Source organism: Sedimentibacter saalensis, from assembly GCF_007830175.1.
GTDB lineage: Bacteria > Bacillota > Clostridia > Tissierellales > Sedimentibacteraceae > Sedimentibacter > Sedimentibacter saalensis.
The window spans coordinates 164,412-183,148 of record NZ_VLKH01000004.1 but is presented as its reverse complement, the minus strand read 5'-3'; the positions used below and the strand labels follow the sequence as shown (position 1 = coordinate 183,148).

17 protein-coding genes are annotated in these 18,737 nt (G+C 37.0%); 15 read left to right on the top strand and 2 right to left on the bottom strand.

From position 1 onward, the window contains the following. Nucleotides 1–395 precede the first annotated feature (395 nt). The 6 genes from LY60_RS08465 to LY60_RS08440 are packed head-to-tail and all read left to right on the top strand — an operon-like array spanning nt 396 to nt 6,644. Nucleotides 396–2,417, top strand: a complete 2,022-nt coding sequence (locus tag LY60_RS08465; RefSeq protein ID WP_145082924.1) for a urocanate hydratase — start codon at nt 396–398, stop codon at nt 2,415–2,417. 12 nt (nt 2,418–2,429) lie between these two features. Continuing rightward, nucleotides 2,430–3,323 carry a glutamate formimidoyltransferase gene (gene ftcD / locus LY60_RS08460; protein ID WP_145082415.1) on the top strand — a complete coding sequence of 298 codons (894 nt, stop codon included), beginning with the start codon at nt 2,430–2,432 and terminating at the stop codon, nt 3,321–3,323. 48 nt (nt 3,324–3,371) lie between these two features. Further along, nucleotides 3,372–4,631, top strand: a complete 1,260-nt coding sequence (hutI, locus tag LY60_RS08455; protein ID WP_145082413.1) for an imidazolonepropionase — start codon at nt 3,372–3,374, stop codon at nt 4,629–4,631. After that, nucleotides 4,621–5,235, top strand: coding sequence for a cyclodeaminase/cyclohydrolase family protein (locus LY60_RS08450; RefSeq protein ID WP_145082411.1), 615 nt, complete (start codon nt 4,621–4,623; stop codon nt 5,233–5,235). The genes hutI and LY60_RS08450 overlap by 11 nt, the downstream gene beginning before the upstream one ends. A gap of 54 nt (nt 5,236–5,289) precedes the next feature. Then, on the top strand, nt 5,290–5,727 hold the full coding sequence (locus LY60_RS08445) for a histidine utilization transcription antiterminator HutP (RefSeq protein WP_019227603.1): 438 nt from the start codon (nt 5,290–5,292) through the stop codon (nt 5,725–5,727). A gap of 14 nt (nt 5,728–5,741) precedes the next feature. Next, nucleotides 5,742–6,644 carry a selenium metabolism-associated LysR family transcriptional regulator gene (locus tag LY60_RS08440; protein ID WP_145082409.1) on the top strand — a complete coding sequence of 301 codons (903 nt, stop codon included), beginning with the start codon at nt 5,742–5,744 and terminating at the stop codon, nt 6,642–6,644. A gap of 219 nt (nt 6,645–6,863) precedes the next feature. Here LY60_RS08440 and LY60_RS08435 read toward each other — a convergent pair whose 3' ends face one another. Further along, a complete protein-coding gene (locus tag LY60_RS08435) occupies nt 6,864–7,478 on the bottom strand; it encodes a superoxide dismutase (RefSeq protein WP_145082407.1) in 615 nt (204 codons plus the stop codon). A gap of 166 nt (nt 7,479–7,644) precedes the next feature. Here LY60_RS08435 and polA point away from each other — a divergent pair, with 166 nt between their 5' ends. The 4 genes from polA to LY60_RS08415 are packed head-to-tail and all read left to right on the top strand — an operon-like array spanning nt 7,645 to nt 12,428. After that, the gene (gene polA, locus LY60_RS08430) at nt 7,645–10,377 is read left to right on the top strand and encodes a DNA polymerase I (protein WP_145082405.1); all 2,733 of its coding nucleotides are present in this window, start codon (nt 7,645–7,647) and stop codon (nt 10,375–10,377) included. Continuing rightward, nucleotides 10,364–11,032, top strand: coding sequence for a dephospho-CoA kinase (coaE, locus tag LY60_RS08425; RefSeq protein ID WP_170226150.1), 669 nt, complete (start codon nt 10,364–10,366; stop codon nt 11,030–11,032). The genes polA and coaE overlap by 14 nt, the downstream gene beginning before the upstream one ends. A 2-nt stretch (nt 11,033–11,034) precedes the next feature. After that, nucleotides 11,035–11,655 carry a hypothetical protein gene (locus LY60_RS08420; protein ID WP_145082402.1) on the top strand — a complete coding sequence of 207 codons (621 nt, stop codon included), beginning with the start codon at nt 11,035–11,037 and terminating at the stop codon, nt 11,653–11,655. Next, nucleotides 11,652–12,428 (top strand): biotin--[acetyl-CoA-carboxylase] ligase, encoded by a 777-nt coding sequence (locus LY60_RS08415; RefSeq protein WP_145082400.1) that lies wholly within the window; start codon nt 11,652–11,654, stop codon nt 12,426–12,428. Before LY60_RS08420 ends, LY60_RS08415 begins: the two co-directional genes overlap by 4 nt. 43 nt (nt 12,429–12,471) lie before the next feature. Here the strand turns inward: LY60_RS08415 and LY60_RS08410 are convergent, their stop codons facing one another. Next, the gene (locus LY60_RS08410) at nt 12,472–12,951 is read right to left on the bottom strand and encodes a hypothetical protein (protein WP_145082398.1); all 480 of its coding nucleotides are present in this window, start codon (nt 12,949–12,951) and stop codon (nt 12,472–12,474) included. Between the two features lie 200 nt (nt 12,952–13,151). On the opposite strand from LY60_RS08410, the gene LY60_RS08405 reads away from it, so the two are divergent. From LY60_RS08405 to fsa, 5 genes are all read left to right on the top strand, one after another. Further along, nucleotides 13,152–13,988 carry a class I SAM-dependent methyltransferase gene (locus LY60_RS08405; protein ID WP_145082396.1) on the top strand — a complete coding sequence of 279 codons (837 nt, stop codon included), beginning with the start codon at nt 13,152–13,154 and terminating at the stop codon, nt 13,986–13,988. Nucleotides 13,989–14,066: 78 nt separating this feature from the next. Next, on the top strand, nt 14,067–16,217 hold the full coding sequence (locus tag LY60_RS08400; RefSeq protein ID WP_145082394.1) for a DUF5693 family protein: 2,151 nt from the start codon (nt 14,067–14,069) through the stop codon (nt 16,215–16,217). Next, entirely contained in the window at nt 16,214–17,266 is a 1,053-nt protein-coding gene (gene csaB / locus LY60_RS08395; RefSeq protein ID WP_145082392.1) for a polysaccharide pyruvyl transferase CsaB, read from the top strand. The genes LY60_RS08400 and csaB overlap by 4 nt, the downstream gene beginning before the upstream one ends. Nucleotide 17,267: 1 nt before the next feature. After that, complete coding sequence (locus LY60_RS08390) at nt 17,268–18,035, top strand: WecB/TagA/CpsF family glycosyltransferase (RefSeq protein ID WP_145082390.1); 768 nt, start codon at nt 17,268–17,270, stop codon at nt 18,033–18,035. Between the two features lie 9 nt (nt 18,036–18,044). Continuing rightward, nucleotides 18,045–18,692 carry a fructose-6-phosphate aldolase gene (fsa, locus tag LY60_RS08385; RefSeq protein WP_019227616.1) on the top strand — a complete coding sequence of 216 codons (648 nt, stop codon included), beginning with the start codon at nt 18,045–18,047 and terminating at the stop codon, nt 18,690–18,692. Nucleotides 18,693–18,737 lie beyond the last annotated feature (45 nt).

Genomic DNA, 18,737 nt, shown 5'->3' with positions numbered 1-18,737 from the left:
ATCTCCTGAAGTTTATATTTCAATAATATAGCATATTATCAATAAAATCAACAATTTTAAGCATAATGGATAGGGGTTAAAATTAGAAAAAATTAGGCCCTGCGCGTGCAAGGCCTAATAACGTATTTATAAAAAAACTATACCAGGGGAGACAATGTTTTCATGAAGTCATTATTATAGTAACCCGAGTACATTAGGAAAAAATTAGGCCTTGCTCGTGCAAGACCTAATAACGTATTTATAAAAAAACAAGGGGGAGAGATGTTAATAAGATTTCTCTTACTAACTGTAAATTTATTATAATAAAAAAAGCTTTAAGAAATCTTAAATGTATAGACGATTTATCGACGGTGTTCTTATATAATGATATTAATAAGAATGGAGGTATTAAGATGATTAATAATTTAGACATATTAAATGCTATGACAATTAAATTAGATGACGTTCTTCCGGAATACCCAGTGTTTAAAGAAAATGTGAGAAGAGCACCCAAGAGAGAGCTTACATTAAATGAAAGAGAAATCAAGCTTGCTCTTAAAAATGCCCTCAGGTACGTTCCTGAAAATCTTCATGAAAAACTTGCTCCTGAATTTCTAGAAGAGCTCATGACGAGAGGCAGGATTTACGGCTACCGTTTCATGCCAAAGGAAAGAATTTACGGAAAACCAATTGAAGAATACAAAGGAAACTGCGTTGAAGGCAAAGCTTTTCAGGTTATGATAGACAACAACCTTGACCATGAAGTTGCACTGTACCCATATGAGCTTGTGACATACGGGGAAACTGGCCAGGTTTGCCAGAACTGGATGCAGTACTGTCTTTTAAAAAAATATCTTGAACAGCTTACTGATGAACAAACTCTTGCTGTTATGTCAGGCCATCCTCTGGGACTTTTCAAGTCTCATAAAACCAGTCCGAGAGTTTTAGTATCAAACGGCCTTATGATAGGAATGTTTGACAACCCTCACGACTGGGCAAAGGCTACAGCCATGGGTGTTTCAAGCTACGGACAAATGACAGCAGGGGGATGGATGTATATCGGACCTCAGGGAATAGTTCACGGAACATTCAACACCCTCATAAATGCAGGAAGAAAGGAACTTGGAATACCTGCTGACCAGGACCTTGCAGGACATCTTTTTATCACTTCAGGTCTTGGAGGAATGAGCGGTGCTCAGCCAAAGGCTGTTGAAATTGCCAACGGTGTCGGCATAATTGCTGAAGTCGATTATTCAAGAATTGAAACAAGACTGAACCAGGGATGGGTTACCATGGTAACTGACAGTCTTGAAGAAGCTTTTAAAAAGGCTCAGGAATACCTGGACAAAAAACAGACAATTTCCATTGCATATCACGGAAACATAGTTGATCTCCTTGAATATGCAGTAGATAAAAATATTCACGTGGACCTTTTGTCTGACCAGACATCATGCCATGTTCCATATGACGGAGGATACTGCCCTAAAGGATTAACCTTTGAGCAAAGAACCGAGCTGTTAAAGGCTGACAGAGAAAAGTTTGCTGAACTTGTAAACAAATCTCTGGAAGAACATTTCAAAGCAGTAAAAACACTGGTAGACAGAGGAACTTATTTCTTTGATTACGGCAATGCGTTCATGAAAGCCGTCTTTGATGCGGGAGTGAAGGAAATTGCCAAAAATGGAACTGACACCAGCGAAGGTTTCATATTCCCGTCCTATGTGGAAGACATAATGGGACCAATGCTGTTTGATTACGGCTACGGACCTTTCAGATGGGTTTGCTTAAGCGGAAATCCTGAGGATTTAAGAAAGACTGACCATGCTGCCATGTCCTGCATAAATCCTGACAGAAGAGGACAGGACAGAGACAACTACATCTGGATACGCGATGCTGAAAAGAATAAGCTTGTTGTAGGAACACAGGCAAGAATTCTTTACCAGGATGCTCTTGGAAGAAGGGACATTGCCCTTAAGTTCAATGAAATGGTAAGAAACGGTGAAATAGGTCCTGTGATGATAGGAAGAGACCACCATGACACAGGCGGAACAGATTCACCTTTCAGAGAAACATCAAATATATATGACGGAAGCAATGTAACAGCAGATATGGCAGTACACTGCTTTGCCGGAAATGCAGCAAGAGGAATGAGCCTTGTTGCCCTTCACAACGGCGGGGGAGTTGGAATAAGCAAGTCCATAAACGGTGGATTTGGAATGGTTCTTGATGGAAGCAGAAGAGTTGATGAAATTCTATTTAAGTCAATACCATGGGATACAATGGTGGGAGTATCAAGAAGGTCATGGGCAAGAAATGAACATTCCATCGAAACAACAATGGAATACAACAAGCAGTTTGCAGGGGAAGACCACATTACAATTCCTTACGTTGCAAGCGATGAATTAATTGACAGAACATTTACAGAATATAAAAAATAACAGGAGAAAATCATGAACAAAATAATAGAATGCGTTCCAAATTTCAGCGAAGGAAGAGATTTACAAAAATTAGAAAGAATACTTGATGTTTTCAGAGGAAAGAAAAATATTAAGCTTCTTGATTATTCCAGCGATGAGGACCACAACAGAACAGTTGTAACTCTTGTCGGAGAACCGGAAGAATTAGGGGCTGCCATGATTGAAGCCATAGGCAGGGCAGTTGAATTAATAGACCTCAATCATCACGAAGGACAGCATCCACGCATGGGAGCAGTTGATGTAATTCCATTCATTCCAATAAAAAATGCAACTGTTGAAGAAGCAGATGCTCTTGCAAAGCATGTTGCAAAGGAAGCTTCTGAAAAATACGGGCTGCCGTTTTTCTTATATGAAAAATCAGCAACGGCACCTCACAGAGAAAATCTTGCTAACATAAGAAAAGGACAGTTTGAAGGAATGGCAGAAAAAATGAAGGATGACATGTGGAAGCCTGATTTTGGTCCTGAAACTATTCACCCTACAGCCGGAGCCACAGTAATCGGAGCAAGAATGCCTCTCGTTGCATACAATGTTAATCTTTCAACCAACAACCTTGAAATTGCAAGCAAAATTGCAAAACAGGTGAGACACTTAAGCGGCGGGTTCAGATATGTGAAGGCTCTTGGAATAGAACTTGAAGACAGGGGCATAGTACAGGTATCCATGAACCTTACGGACTACACAAAGACATCCATTTACAGAGTTTTTGAAACAATTAAAATGGAAGCTGCAAGATACGGAGTAAACATTGTGGGCAGCGAAATAGTAGGGCTTGTTCCAATGCAGGCGCTGGTTGATACAGCAGATTATTATTTAAGACTTGAAAATTTCTCAAGCGACCAGGTGCTTGAAACAAGACTTCAGTAAGGAAACTACCCTCCGCAATTTGCGGAGGGTACATTCGAAAGGAGAAACATGAAAAGACTTATTATAAAAAACGCTTCAGAACTTGTCACATGCAGTGGAAGAAGTCCAAAGCACGGCAAAGATATGTCTGACATTGGAATGATACGAAACGGTGCTGTTGTTGTTGAAGATGGTATAATTGCTGAGGTTGGAACAACTGATGAAATACTTTCAAAATATGATAACTATGAATATACAGTAATAGATGCTGAAGGCAAGGCAGTGCTCCCAGGTTTTATAGATTCTCACACTCATTTGATTTTCGGAGGGTACAGGGCTGACGAATTTTCATGGAGGTTAAGAGGGGACAATTATATGTCCATCATGGAAAGAGGCGGCGGAATAACAAGTTCCGTGAGGGCAACAAGAAGCACAACACTGGACGAATTTGTACTAACAGGCAAAAAAAGGCTTGATAAAGTTATGGATATGGGCGTTACAACCATAGAAGGAAAAAGCGGATACGGCCTTGACATGGAGACAGAAATAAGGCAGCTTGAAGCCATGAAAAAACTTGACGAAATTCATCCTGTGGACTTGGTTCCTACATTCTTAGGTCCTCACAGCGTTCTGCCTGAATACAAAGGAAAAGAAGATGAATTCATTGATTTCATGATAAACGATGTTCTTAAAGTTGTTGCTGAAAAACAATTGGCAGAGTTTGCAGACATTTTCTGTGAAAAAAATGTTTTTTCTGTGAAACAGTCAAGAAGATTTTTGTCTGCTGCTAAAAATGCAGGATTAAAACTTAAAATTCATGCTGATGAAATGGTTCAGCTTGGAGGAACAGAACTTGCAGTTGAACTGGGCTGTGTTTCTGCAGACCATCTGCTGCAGTCTTCTGATGAAGGAATCAATATGCTTTCAAAGTCTGATACTATTGCCACGCTTCTTCCTGCAACAGCATTTTGCCTTAAGGAAGAATATGCAAGGGGAAGAATGATGATAGATGAAGGCTGTGCTGTGGCACTGGCTACGGATTTTAATCCGGGAAGCTGCTTTACAAATTCAATACCACTTGTCATAGCTTTAGCAGCAATTCACATGAAATTGTCAATTGAAGAAATAATTACAGCTCTCACAATAAATGCTGCAGCTGCAGTGGGCAGAGCTGACACAATAGGAAGCATTGAAAAAGGAAAGAAGGCAGACATAATAATTCTTGAATATCCTTCAATTCATTTTCTTCCATACCATGCAGCAGTAAACATAGTTGAAACAGTAATTAAAAACGGAGAAATTGTAAAGGGGAACCCATATGAAAAATAAGTCTATACATGAATTTGCAGAAGTTGTAGCTTCTAATTCTCCTGTTCCTGGAGGAGGAAGCATTGCTGCTCTTTGCGGAGCATTGAGCGCTGCTCTTGCAGAAATGGTTGCCAACCTGACAACGGGTAAGAAAAAATACATTGAAGTTGAATCTGAAATGAATGAAATAAAAAATAAGGCAATGGCTCTTAGAAGTAAGCTGCTTGATGACATTGAAAGGGACAGCTACGCTTACAACAAAGTCATGGAAGCATACAAAATGCCAAAGGAAGATGATGAACAAAAAATTCTTAGAAACAAAGCTATAGAAGAAAGTGCAAAAATAGCAGCAGAGGTTCCTCTTGATGTTGCCCAAACATCTTTTAAAATCCTTCCTCTGGCTGAGGCCGTTGTTGCAAGAGGAAATTCAAATGCCGTTACTGACGGTCTTGTAGCTGCAATGCTTGCAAGAACAGCAGTTCTCTCGGCACTTTTAAATGTAAGAATAAACCTTGAAACAATCAGCGATAAGGATTTTGTTTTTGAATATAAAAACAGAGCAGATGTTCTTCAGGAAGAAACACTTTTTTATGAGAAAAAAATATTGGAATTATCACCATTTTAATGGTATAATTTAAAATGCGTTATGCGTTATAATTAACTCAATGAAGAGGTAGTCATGAATAAACGTGGTATTGGTAAAATAGCATTGCTGCTGGCAATGGATGACGGCGACATGGAAAATCTCAAGGAATTTTATGAAAAAAAGAATTATGTCATTTACAGGGGCCAGGCCGGTTCAATGGATGCGAAGAAAATTGTTGCTGCCATAGAAACAGCGGCTTCAAGAGAAGACATCATTCGTGAGAACTACCATGAGGAACATGCACTTTATCATGCTATCATTGAAGCTCTCAGCGGTTACTGCAGGGGGCAGGTCATGCTAGGTGAAGTTTTAAGGAGCGCAGGCCTTACATTTACAATTGTAAGAGGCACCTTAATCGAGGACGACCCTTCCAGTGGAAATTGGATTGCTGTTGTTCTTTACGGACAGATAGGCTCTCCTAGAAGAGGTTTTGAGCATGAAGCAGTTGGAATGGGCATACAGCCAATATAATATGAGGGTTAATCATGAATACATCTTACCTAAGAACATTTATAGAAGTAATTAATTTGAAAAATATATCAAAGGCAGCAGAAAAGCTTTTCATAACACAGCCTGCAGTTTCTAAACAAATGCAGCTTCTTGAGAAGGATTTCGGAGCAGAGCTTTTTAAGAAAAGCGGCAGAGAAATAGTACCAACCGAAGAAGGCTACATTCTGTACAAATATGCAAAAAGCGTATTGAGCGAAGAAAACAAAATATATTCTTTGCTTAGATGTGAAGACGACTTGGTAAAGGGCAATTTGACTGTATACACAAGTTCAATGCCTGCAGATTACTACATACACGATTTGATAATCGAATTTAACAAATTGTATCCTGAAACAACATATGTAATTAAAAAAATTGACTCGGACATGGTGTTCAAAAACATAGAAGAAGGATTCACAAGCTTTGGTTTTACGGGAATATTGTCCAAGAACAAAAAATTAAAGAGCATATGTATTGCGGAAGATGAAGTTGTTGTTGTGGCATCTGCCGAAAAAAATGAAGAGTTCAAGGACCGTAAAATAAAAGCAGCTGATCTTCTTGAGCAAAAGTTCATTGTCAGGGAAAAGGGATCAGCAACACTACACATGTTTGAAAACTATCTGAACGGAAAAAAAATTAAATTGAGCGACCTGAACATAGTAATTCAGGCTGAAGACAACGACATAATCAAGAAATTCATAACAAACAACTTAGGACTTGCTGTACTTCCTAAAAAGGCAGTGGAACAAGAAATAAATGAAATAAAAGCGTTCATATTGAACGTTGAAGGTATGAATCTTAAAAGAAAGCTTTACTATGTATATCAGCCTGACAGATATTTTTCCAAAGTTGAAGAAAAATTCAAGGAATTTATGGTTGAAAGATACAAAGACAAATAACAATAAAATAATGCAATAACAAGGCCTGGAAATCCAGGCCTTTTATTGTTCTTATTAAATGCAATTTTTATTTATTACAGATCAAAATCATCGCACTGGTTGAATAAAATTACCAACAATAAGAAGAAAAACAGTAAATTTGATCCGCTAGCGCCGCCTACTCTATTGCCATGAAAAAATCCCATATTTGAAACCTCCTTAAGTTTATTGTTTAATTTATTATATGTGGGGGGGTTCTTTGGGTTCCAAATTTAGCAGATAATTTATTCTTGAATTAACGACTTTAAAATCAAGGTTTTCAAAAAATACATCAACATACAGGCTTCTGTTGGTTCCGTAATCAATCATGTAGGAGTGCTCATACACATCAAGAACTATTAGAGGCTCAGCGTAAAGCATGACACCGTCGTCATGGGAATCCTGCCCATAGATGTAATACTCGCCGTTGTATTTGTCAAAGCACAACATTACCCATCCTCTCATGGACAGCGCGATGCATTTGAATTTTTCAAAAAAATTGCTGTATGAACCAAACACGTCGTCAATTACTTCTGAAATAGATCCGTAAATTGTTGTGTTGTTTCCTGTGAGGTTTTCAAAATACAGTTCATGGAGTTTTATGGCATCAAAACAAAATGTCTTTGATTTTTGGGCGGATCTTGTACTGCTGTAATTTTGGTTGCATTCATTTGTGTCGCTGTAGGACATTTCAAGATTAACCTTATTAAGGCAATCAATATATCTTGTGTACAAGTTGTAATGTTCGCTTAATTGCATGGGAGTAAAGAACTTCACATTTGAAAAATTATAGTTTTTTGCAGTAATTTTGTTCAATATTTATTGCACCTCCACATCGTTAATTAATTATATGTTTGAAAAATCAATATATGAGATAAAATATTCCTTTACCCTGAGAATAGAAATTGTTATAATAAAAATAATAATAAGATACCGGTGCTGTTGCAGCAAAACGGAATTCTTTTGATGCAAAGGAGATTACATGGAAAATAAAATTATGATATTGGATGGCAACAGCTTGCTTTTCAGAGCGTTTTACGCTATGCCTCCTCTTAAGACTAAAAAAGGTCAGTTTACAAATGCTGTTTATGGTTTTTTAAGCATGATGTATAAACTTATAGATACATATTCTCCTGAGTACATATGTGTTGCATTTGATCCAAAGAAGCCTACATTCAGGCATGAACAATACAAAGATTACAAAGCCACAAGACAAAAAGCTCCTGACGAGCTTGTTTCACAGTTTCAGCTTATCCGGGATGTTCTCGAGGTTCATAATATTAAATGTGTTGAAATAGAAGGTTTTGAAGCAGACGACGTGGCAGGAACATTTGCCAGCGCTGCAGAAGAATATGGAGCAAAGACATACCTTGTAACAAGCGACAAGGATTATCTTCAGCTTATAGACAACAACACAAGAGTTATACTTACGAAAAAAGGCGTTACAAACACCGAGGAAATGAGCATTGAAAGAATGAACGAGGAATATGGAATAACTCCTGCACAGTTCATTGACCTTAAGGCTCTCATGGGAGATTCTTCTGACAACATTCCGGGAGTTGGGGGTGTTGGAGAAAAAACTGCTTTGAAGCTGATTCAGGAATACAAAAGCCTTGACAACATTTATGAAAATATTGACAACATAAAAGGTAAGCTAAAAGAAAAACTTGAAACAGACAAACTTCAGGCATATATGAGCCAGGGCCTCGCTCGCATAATCACAGACATTCCCATTGATTTTAATATTGAAGACTACAGACTTAAAAAGCCGGATGCAAAAAGCCTTTTAGATTTGTACGATCAGCTGGAGTTCAGAAATTTCAAAAAAAGAATAGAAGACACTACCTCGCCTGAAAATGTACAGGAACAGTCGCAGATGTCTTTGTTTGATGCTGCAGAGGTCGATGAAGATGTAAATGTAAATGCAAATAACTACGTGGACACAAGCATTATTTATGTAGATGATGAAAAAAAGATAATTGAAATTGCAGAAGATATCAAAAAAACTAAAAAGATTTATATTAAATTTCTCTTAGACGGTGACAGGGCATTGTACAGCAATGCGGTAGCAATAGGAATTTCTGACGGAATCAAAATATACTACATAGATTTAGAAAAAATAAGTGAAGAAAAGGTCCTTGACATTTTAAAATATATATTTGTTGACGGTACAATCAATGTATCAGGACACAACATCAAAAATGAAGTTATTTACCTTATGAGAAATAATATGGAGCTTAACGGAATATCATTTGATTCTGAAATAGGGAAATATCTTCTTAATCCTTCTGAAAGCTCATATTCCATAGACAAAATAGCCTATGAATACTTGAAAGAAGACATACTTTCTGAAAATGAAATTCTTGGAACAGGCAAAAAAGGAATTACATTCAGAGAACTGGATCTGGAAAATAAAAAAACTTATTTGTACAATTTCATTAATGTAGTAATAAGGACTGAAAAACTGATTTTATCTGAAATTGCTGAACTTGAAATGACAGACCTTTTCAATTTGATTGAAATTCCTCTTATTGAAGTGCTGGCATACATGGAGTTCATAGGTTTCAAGGTTGATCCGGATATGCTTGGTGTACTTGGAGTTCATTTTCAGGAGAAAATTGCAGAGCTTGAAAAAGTTATCTATGAGCTGGCAGGAGAAAACTTCAACATAAATTCCCCAAAACAGCTTTCATATATTCTTTTTGAAAAGTTGAATCTTCCTGTCATTAAAAAGACTAAGACAGGCGTTTCAACTGATGCGGAAGTGTTGGAAAAACTCATGTCTGAACATGAAATAGCCAGATATATTGTTGATTACAGGCAGATGGTTAAGTTAAACTCAACATATGTTGACGGGCTTAAAAACGTAATAAGCAAAGACGGACGAGTTCATTCTGTATTCAACCAGACAATTGCAGCAACAGGAAGAATTTCAAGCACAGAACCAAACCTTCAGAATATTCCTACAAGGACGGATGAGGGAAGGGAGCTGAGAAAGGCTTTTGTTGCTGAGAATGGATTTGTTTTATGCGATGCCGATTATTCCCAAATAGAACTTCGTGTGCTGGCACATCTAGCAGATGAAAAAAATCTTATTGATGCATTTATAAATCATGAAGACATACACACAAAGACAGCATCACAGGTTTTCCATGTTGACATGGAACAGGTTACTTCCACCATGAGAAGCAGGGCTAAGGCAGTAAACTTTGGAATCGTCTATGGAATAAGCGACTACGGGTTAAGCAGAGACCTGGGTATTCCAAGGAAGGAAGCAAAACAGTACATAGACAATTATCTGTCGTTTTTCTCAAACATTGACCAATACATGAAAAACATTGTTGAACAGGGCAAGAAGGATGGATATGTTACAACATTTTTCGGGCGACGAAGATATATTCCAGAGCTTGCATCCCGCAATTTCAACATCCGTTCTTTTGGAGAAAGAATTGCCCTGAACACACCTGTGCAGGGCACGGCAGCAGATATAATCAAATCTGCAATGGTTGGAGTCTACAACAGGTTAAAGAATAACAAAATGAAATCAAGGCTGATTTTGCAGGTACACGATGAGCTTATAATAGAAACTGCCGGTGATGAGCTTGAAGCGGTCAAGACACTTCTTAAGGAAGAAATGGAAAATGTGGTTAAGGGTTTCAAGGTTCGCCTGGAATCTGACGTGAATGTGGGCGGTAGCTGGTATGAAGCAAAATAATCAAGATCATCATAAACAAGAATCAGAAACATTTAATGATAAAAAAGTGATTGTCATCACAGGAAGCATTGGAACAGGTAAGTCAGCGGCTGTTGATATTTTAAAAAAAATGGGATTTAATGTTCTTGATTCGGATAAAATTGTCCATGAAGGCTACAATAAAGGAACAGAGCTTTATAACAAGGTTGTTGACTTGTTCGGACATACAATTTTAAATGAAGATGGCACAATTAACAGGAGTGTTCTCGGCAGCATTGTGTTCAATGACACACAAAGACTTGAAACCCTCAATGACATGGTTCATGCATTCGTCAGGGAGGAACTTGCAAAGGGTGTTGAAAGTTCAAATGACGAAGTAATATTTTTAGACATACCTCTGATTTTTGAAAGCATTGCAAGGAATGAGTCATACAGCATTAAGTTTGATGAGATATGGCTTGTGAGCGTAAGCGAAGAAACACAAAGAAATAGGCTTGAAAAAAGGGCTCTGAAGGAAGGTAAAAACCCTGAAGATGTTTTAAAAATCATCAGCAAACAAATACCTATTAAGAAAAAAATTTCCATGGCAGATGAAATCATTGACAATGAGGGCACACTACAGGAGCTTGAAGAAAATATAAAGAAGCTTCTTAAATTAAAAGATATAAGGTGGTAGTTATGGCAAGAAGACATAGCATGTACAGCAAAAAACGAAAAATAAATTACGGACGAATAATTGTGCTGCTTGCGGTGCTGGCTGCTCTTGTGTTTGCAGTATACAGCTTTTTTAGCACCCAGGATTACCAGGAGAAAATTGATGAGGTTATGAGCTCGGAAATTCTAAAAATTTCCGGTAGCATAAGCAGCGTTTCATTTGTTGACCCAACTGTTTATTCCAATGAAGGAATCAGATATACAAGTCAGCATGAAAGGATTAAAAAGCTTAACAGCTTTAATGGTGCTTTGTCTGATGATCTTGATAAAGTTGGCGTTGCAAAACTTTTGCTGGAAAATCTGGCAGATGCAGATGAAGCAGCTAAAGTCAAGGAGTTGTCTAATAAGGATGACGGGTACTACTGGCTGGATGTCAGTGTAATTGTTGAAAACAGTTTTTTCATATTTGAAAATGAAGATGAATACAATTTTGATCTTTACTATGATATTGAAGAAGAAAAAATTTATGTGAAGGAAAAATACCACAACGAATTCAGCACTAAAAACAACAGACTGGATCTTCAAGGGTATGAGGCTGATGAAGAGTTTGTAAAACTTATAAAGGAATTGGCTGAACAACAATGAAGGATTACTTAAGCGGGGAAAATTTAAACAAACATCTCAATACGAAGTTTATGGGAAGAAATGTTGTGTTTGTTGAAAAAGTTGACTCAACAAACAATTATGCCAAAAACAACGACCTTTCAAATGGCAGCCTTGTAACATGTGAAGAACAGACAACAGGCAGGGGAAGGCTGGGCAGAAGATGGGAATCGCAAAAGGGAATGTGCATGTCCGTAGTGCTTATTCCTGAAATTGAACTGTCTCAAATTTCGAAGATCACTCAAGTTTGTGCTGCTGCAGTGGCAAAAGCACTTGATGAACTTCATATCATCTCTCAGATCAAGTGGCCTAACGACATTTTTTTAAACGGTAAAAAGATATGCGGAATACTCACTGAGATGAAGACTGAGATGAACAAAAATCCATATGTAGTTGTTGGAATAGGAATGAACATAAACAACGACAATTTTCCTGATGAAATAAAAGACGTAGCTTCTTCATTGTATATGGAAGCAGGGATTATTTTCGAGAAGAGCCTTGTTGCTGCAAAAATACTCAATAACTTTGAAATTTTGTACAATGAATTCATAAAGGGGAATTTTAAAGAAAGCCTGGACATATGCAGAGAAAAATCATATGTCATAGGAAAGAACATAAACCTCATTGAAAACAATTTAGTCAGAAAGGCAACTGCCGTTGACATAAGTTCTGAAGGAGAACTGGTGGTTATAACTGAAAATGGAACGACTGAGAAAATTATTTCAGGGGAAGTGTCTGTAAGGCTCAATACATAAAAAATGATAAATGGAAGATCCATTTATCATTTTATTATAATTCTTATTTAACTACTTTGTATGAGCCTCGTACCATGAATATGGCATATTTTTCAGCATAAACGCCTCTTCCGTCATCTCTTGGAACTATCATAAGGTGGTTTGGAACAACAGACATTCCTGACACAAAGTCCTTGCCTAGGGTAACATCTGAAATACCGCCCATTTCGCTTCCTATGATGACAGCTTCTCCGCCTCTTAAAATGAGTTCAGATCCGGAGCCTGCAATTATTTTTTCGCCATTTCTGATTTCAACAATTTCAAGAGCCATACCAGAGGAACTGCCGCCTGATGAGTCTAAATTGTCAATTTGTTTTTGCATATCATCGATGTCTTCAAGCTTGTACTTGCTGATTAGAGCTTCTATTTGCTCATTCAAGTAGCTCAACACCACAATAGGATCGCTTGTGTCTCCCGGAGCTGCAAAAATAACCGTAGAAAATGCAAGCAGCAATATCAATGTCAAAACTAAAACTTTTTTCAAAATAACAACTCCCTTAATAGTATATAAAACATTTTAACTTAAATTAACAAATAATTCAACATAAAGTGACAAATAAAAAATTATGGGTAAAATTTTAGAAGAAGAACGAAATGTGCTGAATAAGCAACTAAAGATTGAATTTGCCAAAATGTAATGTTATAATTGCAAAGTAATAAAAACTTAAAGAAGAAGGTTATTATATGCGAAATTTATGTATGACAGTCAACAAACTGTTCAAGCTGCCACTACATCCTTTCAATTTAAACAATGAAGGTAAAAAAACATATGCAGAATGGCAGTATGAAAAAGGAATAGATACAATAAAATTTTATTTGAAATATACAGATGTGGATAAAATGTTTAAGGATAAAGATGTGCTTGACATTGGCTGCGGAGCAGGAGGAAAGACTGTTTTTTACGGCTCTAAGGGAGTTAAGAGCATAACAGGGGTAGAAATACTGGGAAAATATAAAAATGAAGCAGAAAAGCTTGCAGAAAAATACAACATGAGCGATAAGTTCCAGTTTGTGTGCGCGGATGCTTCAAAAACTCCTTTTGACGATGAGACATTTGACACTATTATCATGAATGATGCCATGGAACATGTGGATGAGCCGGAGAAGGTTCTTGAAGAATGCTACAGAATATTGAAAAAAAACGGAAAATTGTATTTGAATTTTCCACCATACAACCATCCTTACGGAGCACATTTAAGCGATGCCATAGGAATGCCGTGGGTACATGTATTTTTCAGTGAAAAAACACTAATAGAAACATACAAGGAACTTGTGAAGGATTTGCCTGACGGCAAGGAAAGAATTGAGTTTCGAATTTCAGCAAAATCTGATGGAACTGAGTATTTTTCATACATAAACAAAATGACAATCAAAAGAGCAAAAAAAATCTTAAATAACAGCAGGTTCAAGACTGTGTATTATTCGGAAGAACCCCTTCGGGGAATTTTTAAGTATCCTGCAAAATTACCGTTTTTTAAGGAATTTCTCGTTAAAATGGTTGTGTGCGTGCTGGAAAAATAATTTGATAGTTACAAAGTTGATTTTATGAAATTAATATGTTATTGTTTATTAGATTTAAACATCTGAAAAGGAGATAAAATGAAACTTAACAAAATAGATAAAACAGTGCTCTTAATAATATGCCTGACACTGCTTGTGGGGCTGTTTACCATATACCAGCGCGTAGAAGTTGAAAAGCAGTACAAGACTGCTGAAATAGTACTTGATTACAATGAAATGGAGAAATTTGCTGACAGCTCTGAAAAAGATTTGAGTTGGTGGCTCAAAGAGTTTAAGAAATACGGTTCTCAGTCTGTTGCAATACAGGAAGAAACAATAAAACTTCTCATCCAAGACGGTAAACCCCTCAGAGCTGAAATTGTTTCAAAGTTGATTGAAAACTACAACTGGGTTGAATTTTACAAGCCTGAAATTGTAGAAATGATCATGAATAAAGAAATAGATCAGTATGATGTGGTTGTTTCAACAAAGGATAAAGAAACTTATGATTACTTGGTTTCAGGGCTCAATGAAAGATATACTGATGAATTTTTCAATACATACTCTTTTGACGGTGTTTTTTACATAGTTCTTGACGGAACAGCCGACGATCTTTACTACAGCCCTACTCTTAGAATTGTCAACAATGAAGGCTTGGGAGTTTACGAAGCAAAAGAAATTAGCGATTCAAGGCTTCTTAACATAGGAATAGGCTATGACGAGGAAAAAATAAATCTTATAAAAGATGCAAATCTTGATGTAATATTAAGACCAATTAATTTCCCGTCTCACAACGAAAAGCTTGCGGATGCATATAAGAATGCAAATGAAAGATATAATTTAGAACCAAGGCTTTACATACTTCACGGCAAGGAAGTTTTGGGATTTCCTGATAATGAACAAAACTTGCTTGATTATGTAATGGAAAATGATATTTCCGTAGTTATGATTGAAAGTTCCGAGCAAAGAGAGCACATTAAGCAGGAAGGGCTTAAGGACCTGGTTGAAGATTCCGGGTACCAGGCTTTAAGAGCATTCACAATGTGGGATTACATAAGGGCAAGGAACAAATACTACAATTATGAAGGTGCAGAAGAAATAGAAAACACACTGTTCAGGGCAATCACAGAACGAAACATCAGAGTCATTTATTTCAAACCCTTCTATGAAGAAGAAAAAAGCACAAAGTTCATGACTGAAGCAGCAGAATATGAAAGAACATTTAATAGCCTTCAGGAAAGACTGAGCGAGCACAACATAACTCTTGGAAAGGCTCAGGCAATGCATGAATTCCACATAGGTGCAAAAAGACTTGCTGTAATGGCAGCAGGAATCACATTATCCTGTGTGTTTTTATTCCTTAAGATGTTCAACATTAAACATAAATTTTTCAATTACCTGTACCTGGCAGCAGTCCCAGCTTCAGCAGTGCCTTTTGTCATGAGAAATATTGCTGAGAAAGGATTTTCCTTTGCTGCTGCGGTTTCATTTTCAGGAATTGCAATTTATTTTTTCATGATGCATATAAAGAAAATATTCATATCAAAAAAACAATACACAAACGTCCAGCTTATGATTTATTCAACGTTAATCCTTACAGCTTCTGTTGCCATATCACTGGCAGGTGCTGTGTTTGTTGATGCAATGCTTGCTGATGTGAAGTACTTCCTTGAAATGGATATTTTCAGAGGAGTTAAGTTTGCTCAGATTCTTCCGTTTGGAGTCTTTCTAATGATGTTTTTAATATATTTCATGAACAACGAACAGGAAGATTCGGTTAAAAGCGTAGTCAATACAACAATTAAAATTTTGAACAAGGAAATTAAAATTTACTATGGAATCATTGCAGGAATATTGGCTGTTGCAGGCTATATCTACATTTCAAGAACAGGACATGAAACAAACATTCAGCCTTCAAACATTGAAATGATTTCCAGAAATTTCATGGAATATGTTCTTCTTGCAAGGCCTAGAACAAAGGAATTCTTAATTGCATTCCCTTCTATTTTTGCTGCTGTTTATGCTGCAAGCAAAAAATCAATGTTCTATACAGGGCTGTTTATGCTGGCTTCTGCCATTGGAACATCATCCGTAATAAATACATTTTCTCATTTGAGAACTCCGATTTACTTATCATTTGCAAGGACATTAATTGCTCTTGGATTTGGTATAATCATAGGTTGCATTCTGGTTGTTGTGCTTGATTGGCTTAATAAATTATTCGTTAAATTACAGGAGAGACTTAAGTGAAAAGAATATTGTTAGCAGGGTATTACGGCTTTGGCAACTTAGGTGACGAAGCAATACTGGAAATGGCCCTTGAGCAAATCCTGCAAATAACGGACAGAAAAAGCATTACCATTTTGTCAGGCAACAAGGAAGCAACCGCAAGAAAATACGACATAGACACCATAGATAGGTACAATGTGATGTCCATACTTAGGAAACTCAAGTCATCTGATGCCATAGTGTTCGGAGGAGGGAGCCTTCTTCAGGATATAACGAGCAAAAGAAGCATTTATTACTATTTATTCCTCATAAGGCTTGCAAAGCTCATGAACAATAAAATAATAATGCTCAGTCAGGGAATAGGACCAATTATAAATGAAAAGAGCAAAAATGCAGTAGCAAGCACACTTAAACTTGTGGATTATATCACTGTCCGAGATAAACATTCAAAGGACTATTTAGAGGCCCTGGGAGTAAACCAGGACAAGATTTTTTTGTCAACGGACCCCGTTATCAACTTAAAGGCCGGCGAAAGCATTAACAAAACCCCACATGGACCAAAAAGGGTTTGTTTTTCACTGAGAAACTGGAAAAATGCAGATGTGAGCACAAAAATCGTCCAGGTTGCACAAAAGCTCATAAGTGACGGTATAGAGTGCTGTTTCATACCTTTTTATTACAACGAAGATTTACTTCTCATTGAAGAGGTTGAAAAAAGCCTGGGCGACAAGGCAGTGTATTACAAGGAAAGACTTACTACAACTGATGCACTTGACATAATAAAAAATATGGATGTCATGGTTGGAGTGAGACTTCATTCTTTAATATTTGCAGCTGCAGCCAATGTACCATTTGTTGCTGTATCCTATGACCACAAGGTTGACCATTTTGCAAACAGCGTCAACATGAAGGTATCCTGCAAGATAGACAATATAGATTCCATACAGCTATACAGTGAAATAGTAAACAAAATAGAAAATGAAAATGAAGAAAAGCTGATGCTTAAACAAAGCGTATCCAAACTTCGTGAACTGACAAATGTAAATTATAAAATATTAAAGGAAATTTAAAATGGATAAAATAAGTATTATGGGTGTAAGAATTGACAATCAGTCAATGGACGAAGTGATGAGCACCGTTGCGGACAGATTGTCAAAGGGAGAAAAATACATTATATATACTCCCAATACAGAAATAGTCATGATGTGCCAGAATGATGAGGAGTTCCTGAACTACATGAACAAATCAAGCATCAACATACCAGATGGTATAGGACTTGTTTATGCATCAAAAATCAAAAAACATCCTTTGAAGGGAAAAGTTGCAGGATTTGATTTGTCAATGAAACTTCTTGAGCTTGCTGACAAAAAAGGACTTAAGCTTTACGCTGTTGGAGGAAAGCCCGGAATTGCTGAAACTGCCATGAAAAATGTCCATGAAAAATATCCCGGAATAAAAATTGCCGGGTATCATCACGGTTATTTCAAGGGAGCACACTTAGGCCAGGGTGGTCATGAAGAAGAACAGAAGGTTGTTGATGAAATAAACATGCATGAACCAGACATATTGTTTGTTGGATTCGGAGCAAAAAAACAGGAACAATGGATTGAATTCAACAAGGATAAGCTAAATGCTAAAATCATAATCGGCAATGGAGGAACAATTGACGTACTTGCCGGCAATGTGAAAAGAGCTCCTGACATATATGTGAACTTAGGGCTTGAGTGGTTGTACAGACTCATAAAGGAACCAAAGAGAATATCACGTCAGGCAGTGCTGCCTGTATTTATGCTAAAGGTTATTTTTGGAAATAAAAATATAGTGAAAGAAATTAAATAGGAGGTACATATGAAATTATTTATCGATACAGCCAATGTTGAAGAAATAAAAAAAGCAAATGATATGGGTATCATCTGCGGAGTCACTACAAATCCTTCACTTATTGCCAAAGAAGGAAGAAAATTTGAAGAAGTTGTAAGAGAAATAACACAAATTGTTGACGGCCCCATAAGTGCTGAAGTTATAAGCCTTGATTCAGAAGGCATGATTAGAGAAGCTGTTGAACTGGCCAAAATACACAAGAACATAATAATTAAAATACCTATGACTGCTGAAGGTCTTAAGGCTGTGAAGGTTTTAAGCAGTGAAAACATCAAAACAAACGTAACACTTATATTTTCAGCTGGTCAGGCACTACTTGCCGCAAGAGCAGGAGCAACATATGTAAGCCCATTTGTGGGAAGACTTGATGATATAAGTACAGACGGAATGGAGCTTATTTCAGAAATTGTTGATATATTCAACTATCACAACATAAAATCAGAAATAATTGCAGCAAGCATAAGACACCCTATGCATGTAACACAGGCTGCAAGAATTGGCTGTCACATTGCAACAGTACCATACAAGGTTCTTGTTCAGATGACAAAGCATCCTCTTACAGACAGGGGAATTGAGCAGTTTCTCAAGGACTGGGAAACAGTTCCAAAAAATTAATAATAATGATTGAGTTAGTTTATAGTTAGAACTTAATTACCTCAA

What these genes read in the sequence shown, in the direction of transcription:
- ftcD (WP_145082415.1), top strand. Translation starts at nt 2,430, where the DNA reads ATGAACAAAATAATAGAATGCGTTCCAAATTTCAGCGAAGGAAGAGAT.
- hutI (WP_145082413.1), top strand. Translation starts at nt 3,372, where the DNA reads ATGAAAAGACTTATTATAAAAAACGCTTCAGAACTTGTCACATGCAGT.
- LY60_RS08450 (WP_145082411.1), top strand. Translation starts at nt 4,621, where the DNA reads ATGAAAAATAAGTCTATACATGAATTTGCAGAAGTTGTAGCTTCTAAT.
- LY60_RS08445 (WP_019227603.1), top strand. Translation starts at nt 5,290, where the DNA reads ATGAATAAACGTGGTATTGGTAAAATAGCATTGCTGCTGGCAATGGAT.
- LY60_RS08440 (WP_145082409.1), top strand. Translation starts at nt 5,742, where the DNA reads ATGAATACATCTTACCTAAGAACATTTATAGAAGTAATTAATTTGAAA.
- polA (WP_145082405.1), top strand. Translation starts at nt 7,645, where the DNA reads ATGGAAAATAAAATTATGATATTGGATGGCAACAGCTTGCTTTTCAGA.
- coaE (WP_170226150.1), top strand. Translation starts at nt 10,364, where the DNA reads ATGAAGCAAAATAATCAAGATCATCATAAACAAGAATCAGAAACATTT.
- LY60_RS08420 (WP_145082402.1), top strand. Translation starts at nt 11,035, where the DNA reads ATGGCAAGAAGACATAGCATGTACAGCAAAAAACGAAAAATAAATTAC.
- LY60_RS08415 (WP_145082400.1), top strand. Translation starts at nt 11,652, where the DNA reads ATGAAGGATTACTTAAGCGGGGAAAATTTAAACAAACATCTCAATACG.
- LY60_RS08405 (WP_145082396.1), top strand. Translation starts at nt 13,152, where the DNA reads ATGCGAAATTTATGTATGACAGTCAACAAACTGTTCAAGCTGCCACTA.
- LY60_RS08400 (WP_145082394.1), top strand. Translation starts at nt 14,067, where the DNA reads ATGAAACTTAACAAAATAGATAAAACAGTGCTCTTAATAATATGCCTG.
- LY60_RS08390 (WP_145082390.1), top strand. Translation starts at nt 17,268, where the DNA reads ATGGATAAAATAAGTATTATGGGTGTAAGAATTGACAATCAGTCAATG.
- fsa (WP_019227616.1), top strand. Translation starts at nt 18,045, where the DNA reads ATGAAATTATTTATCGATACAGCCAATGTTGAAGAAATAAAAAAAGCA.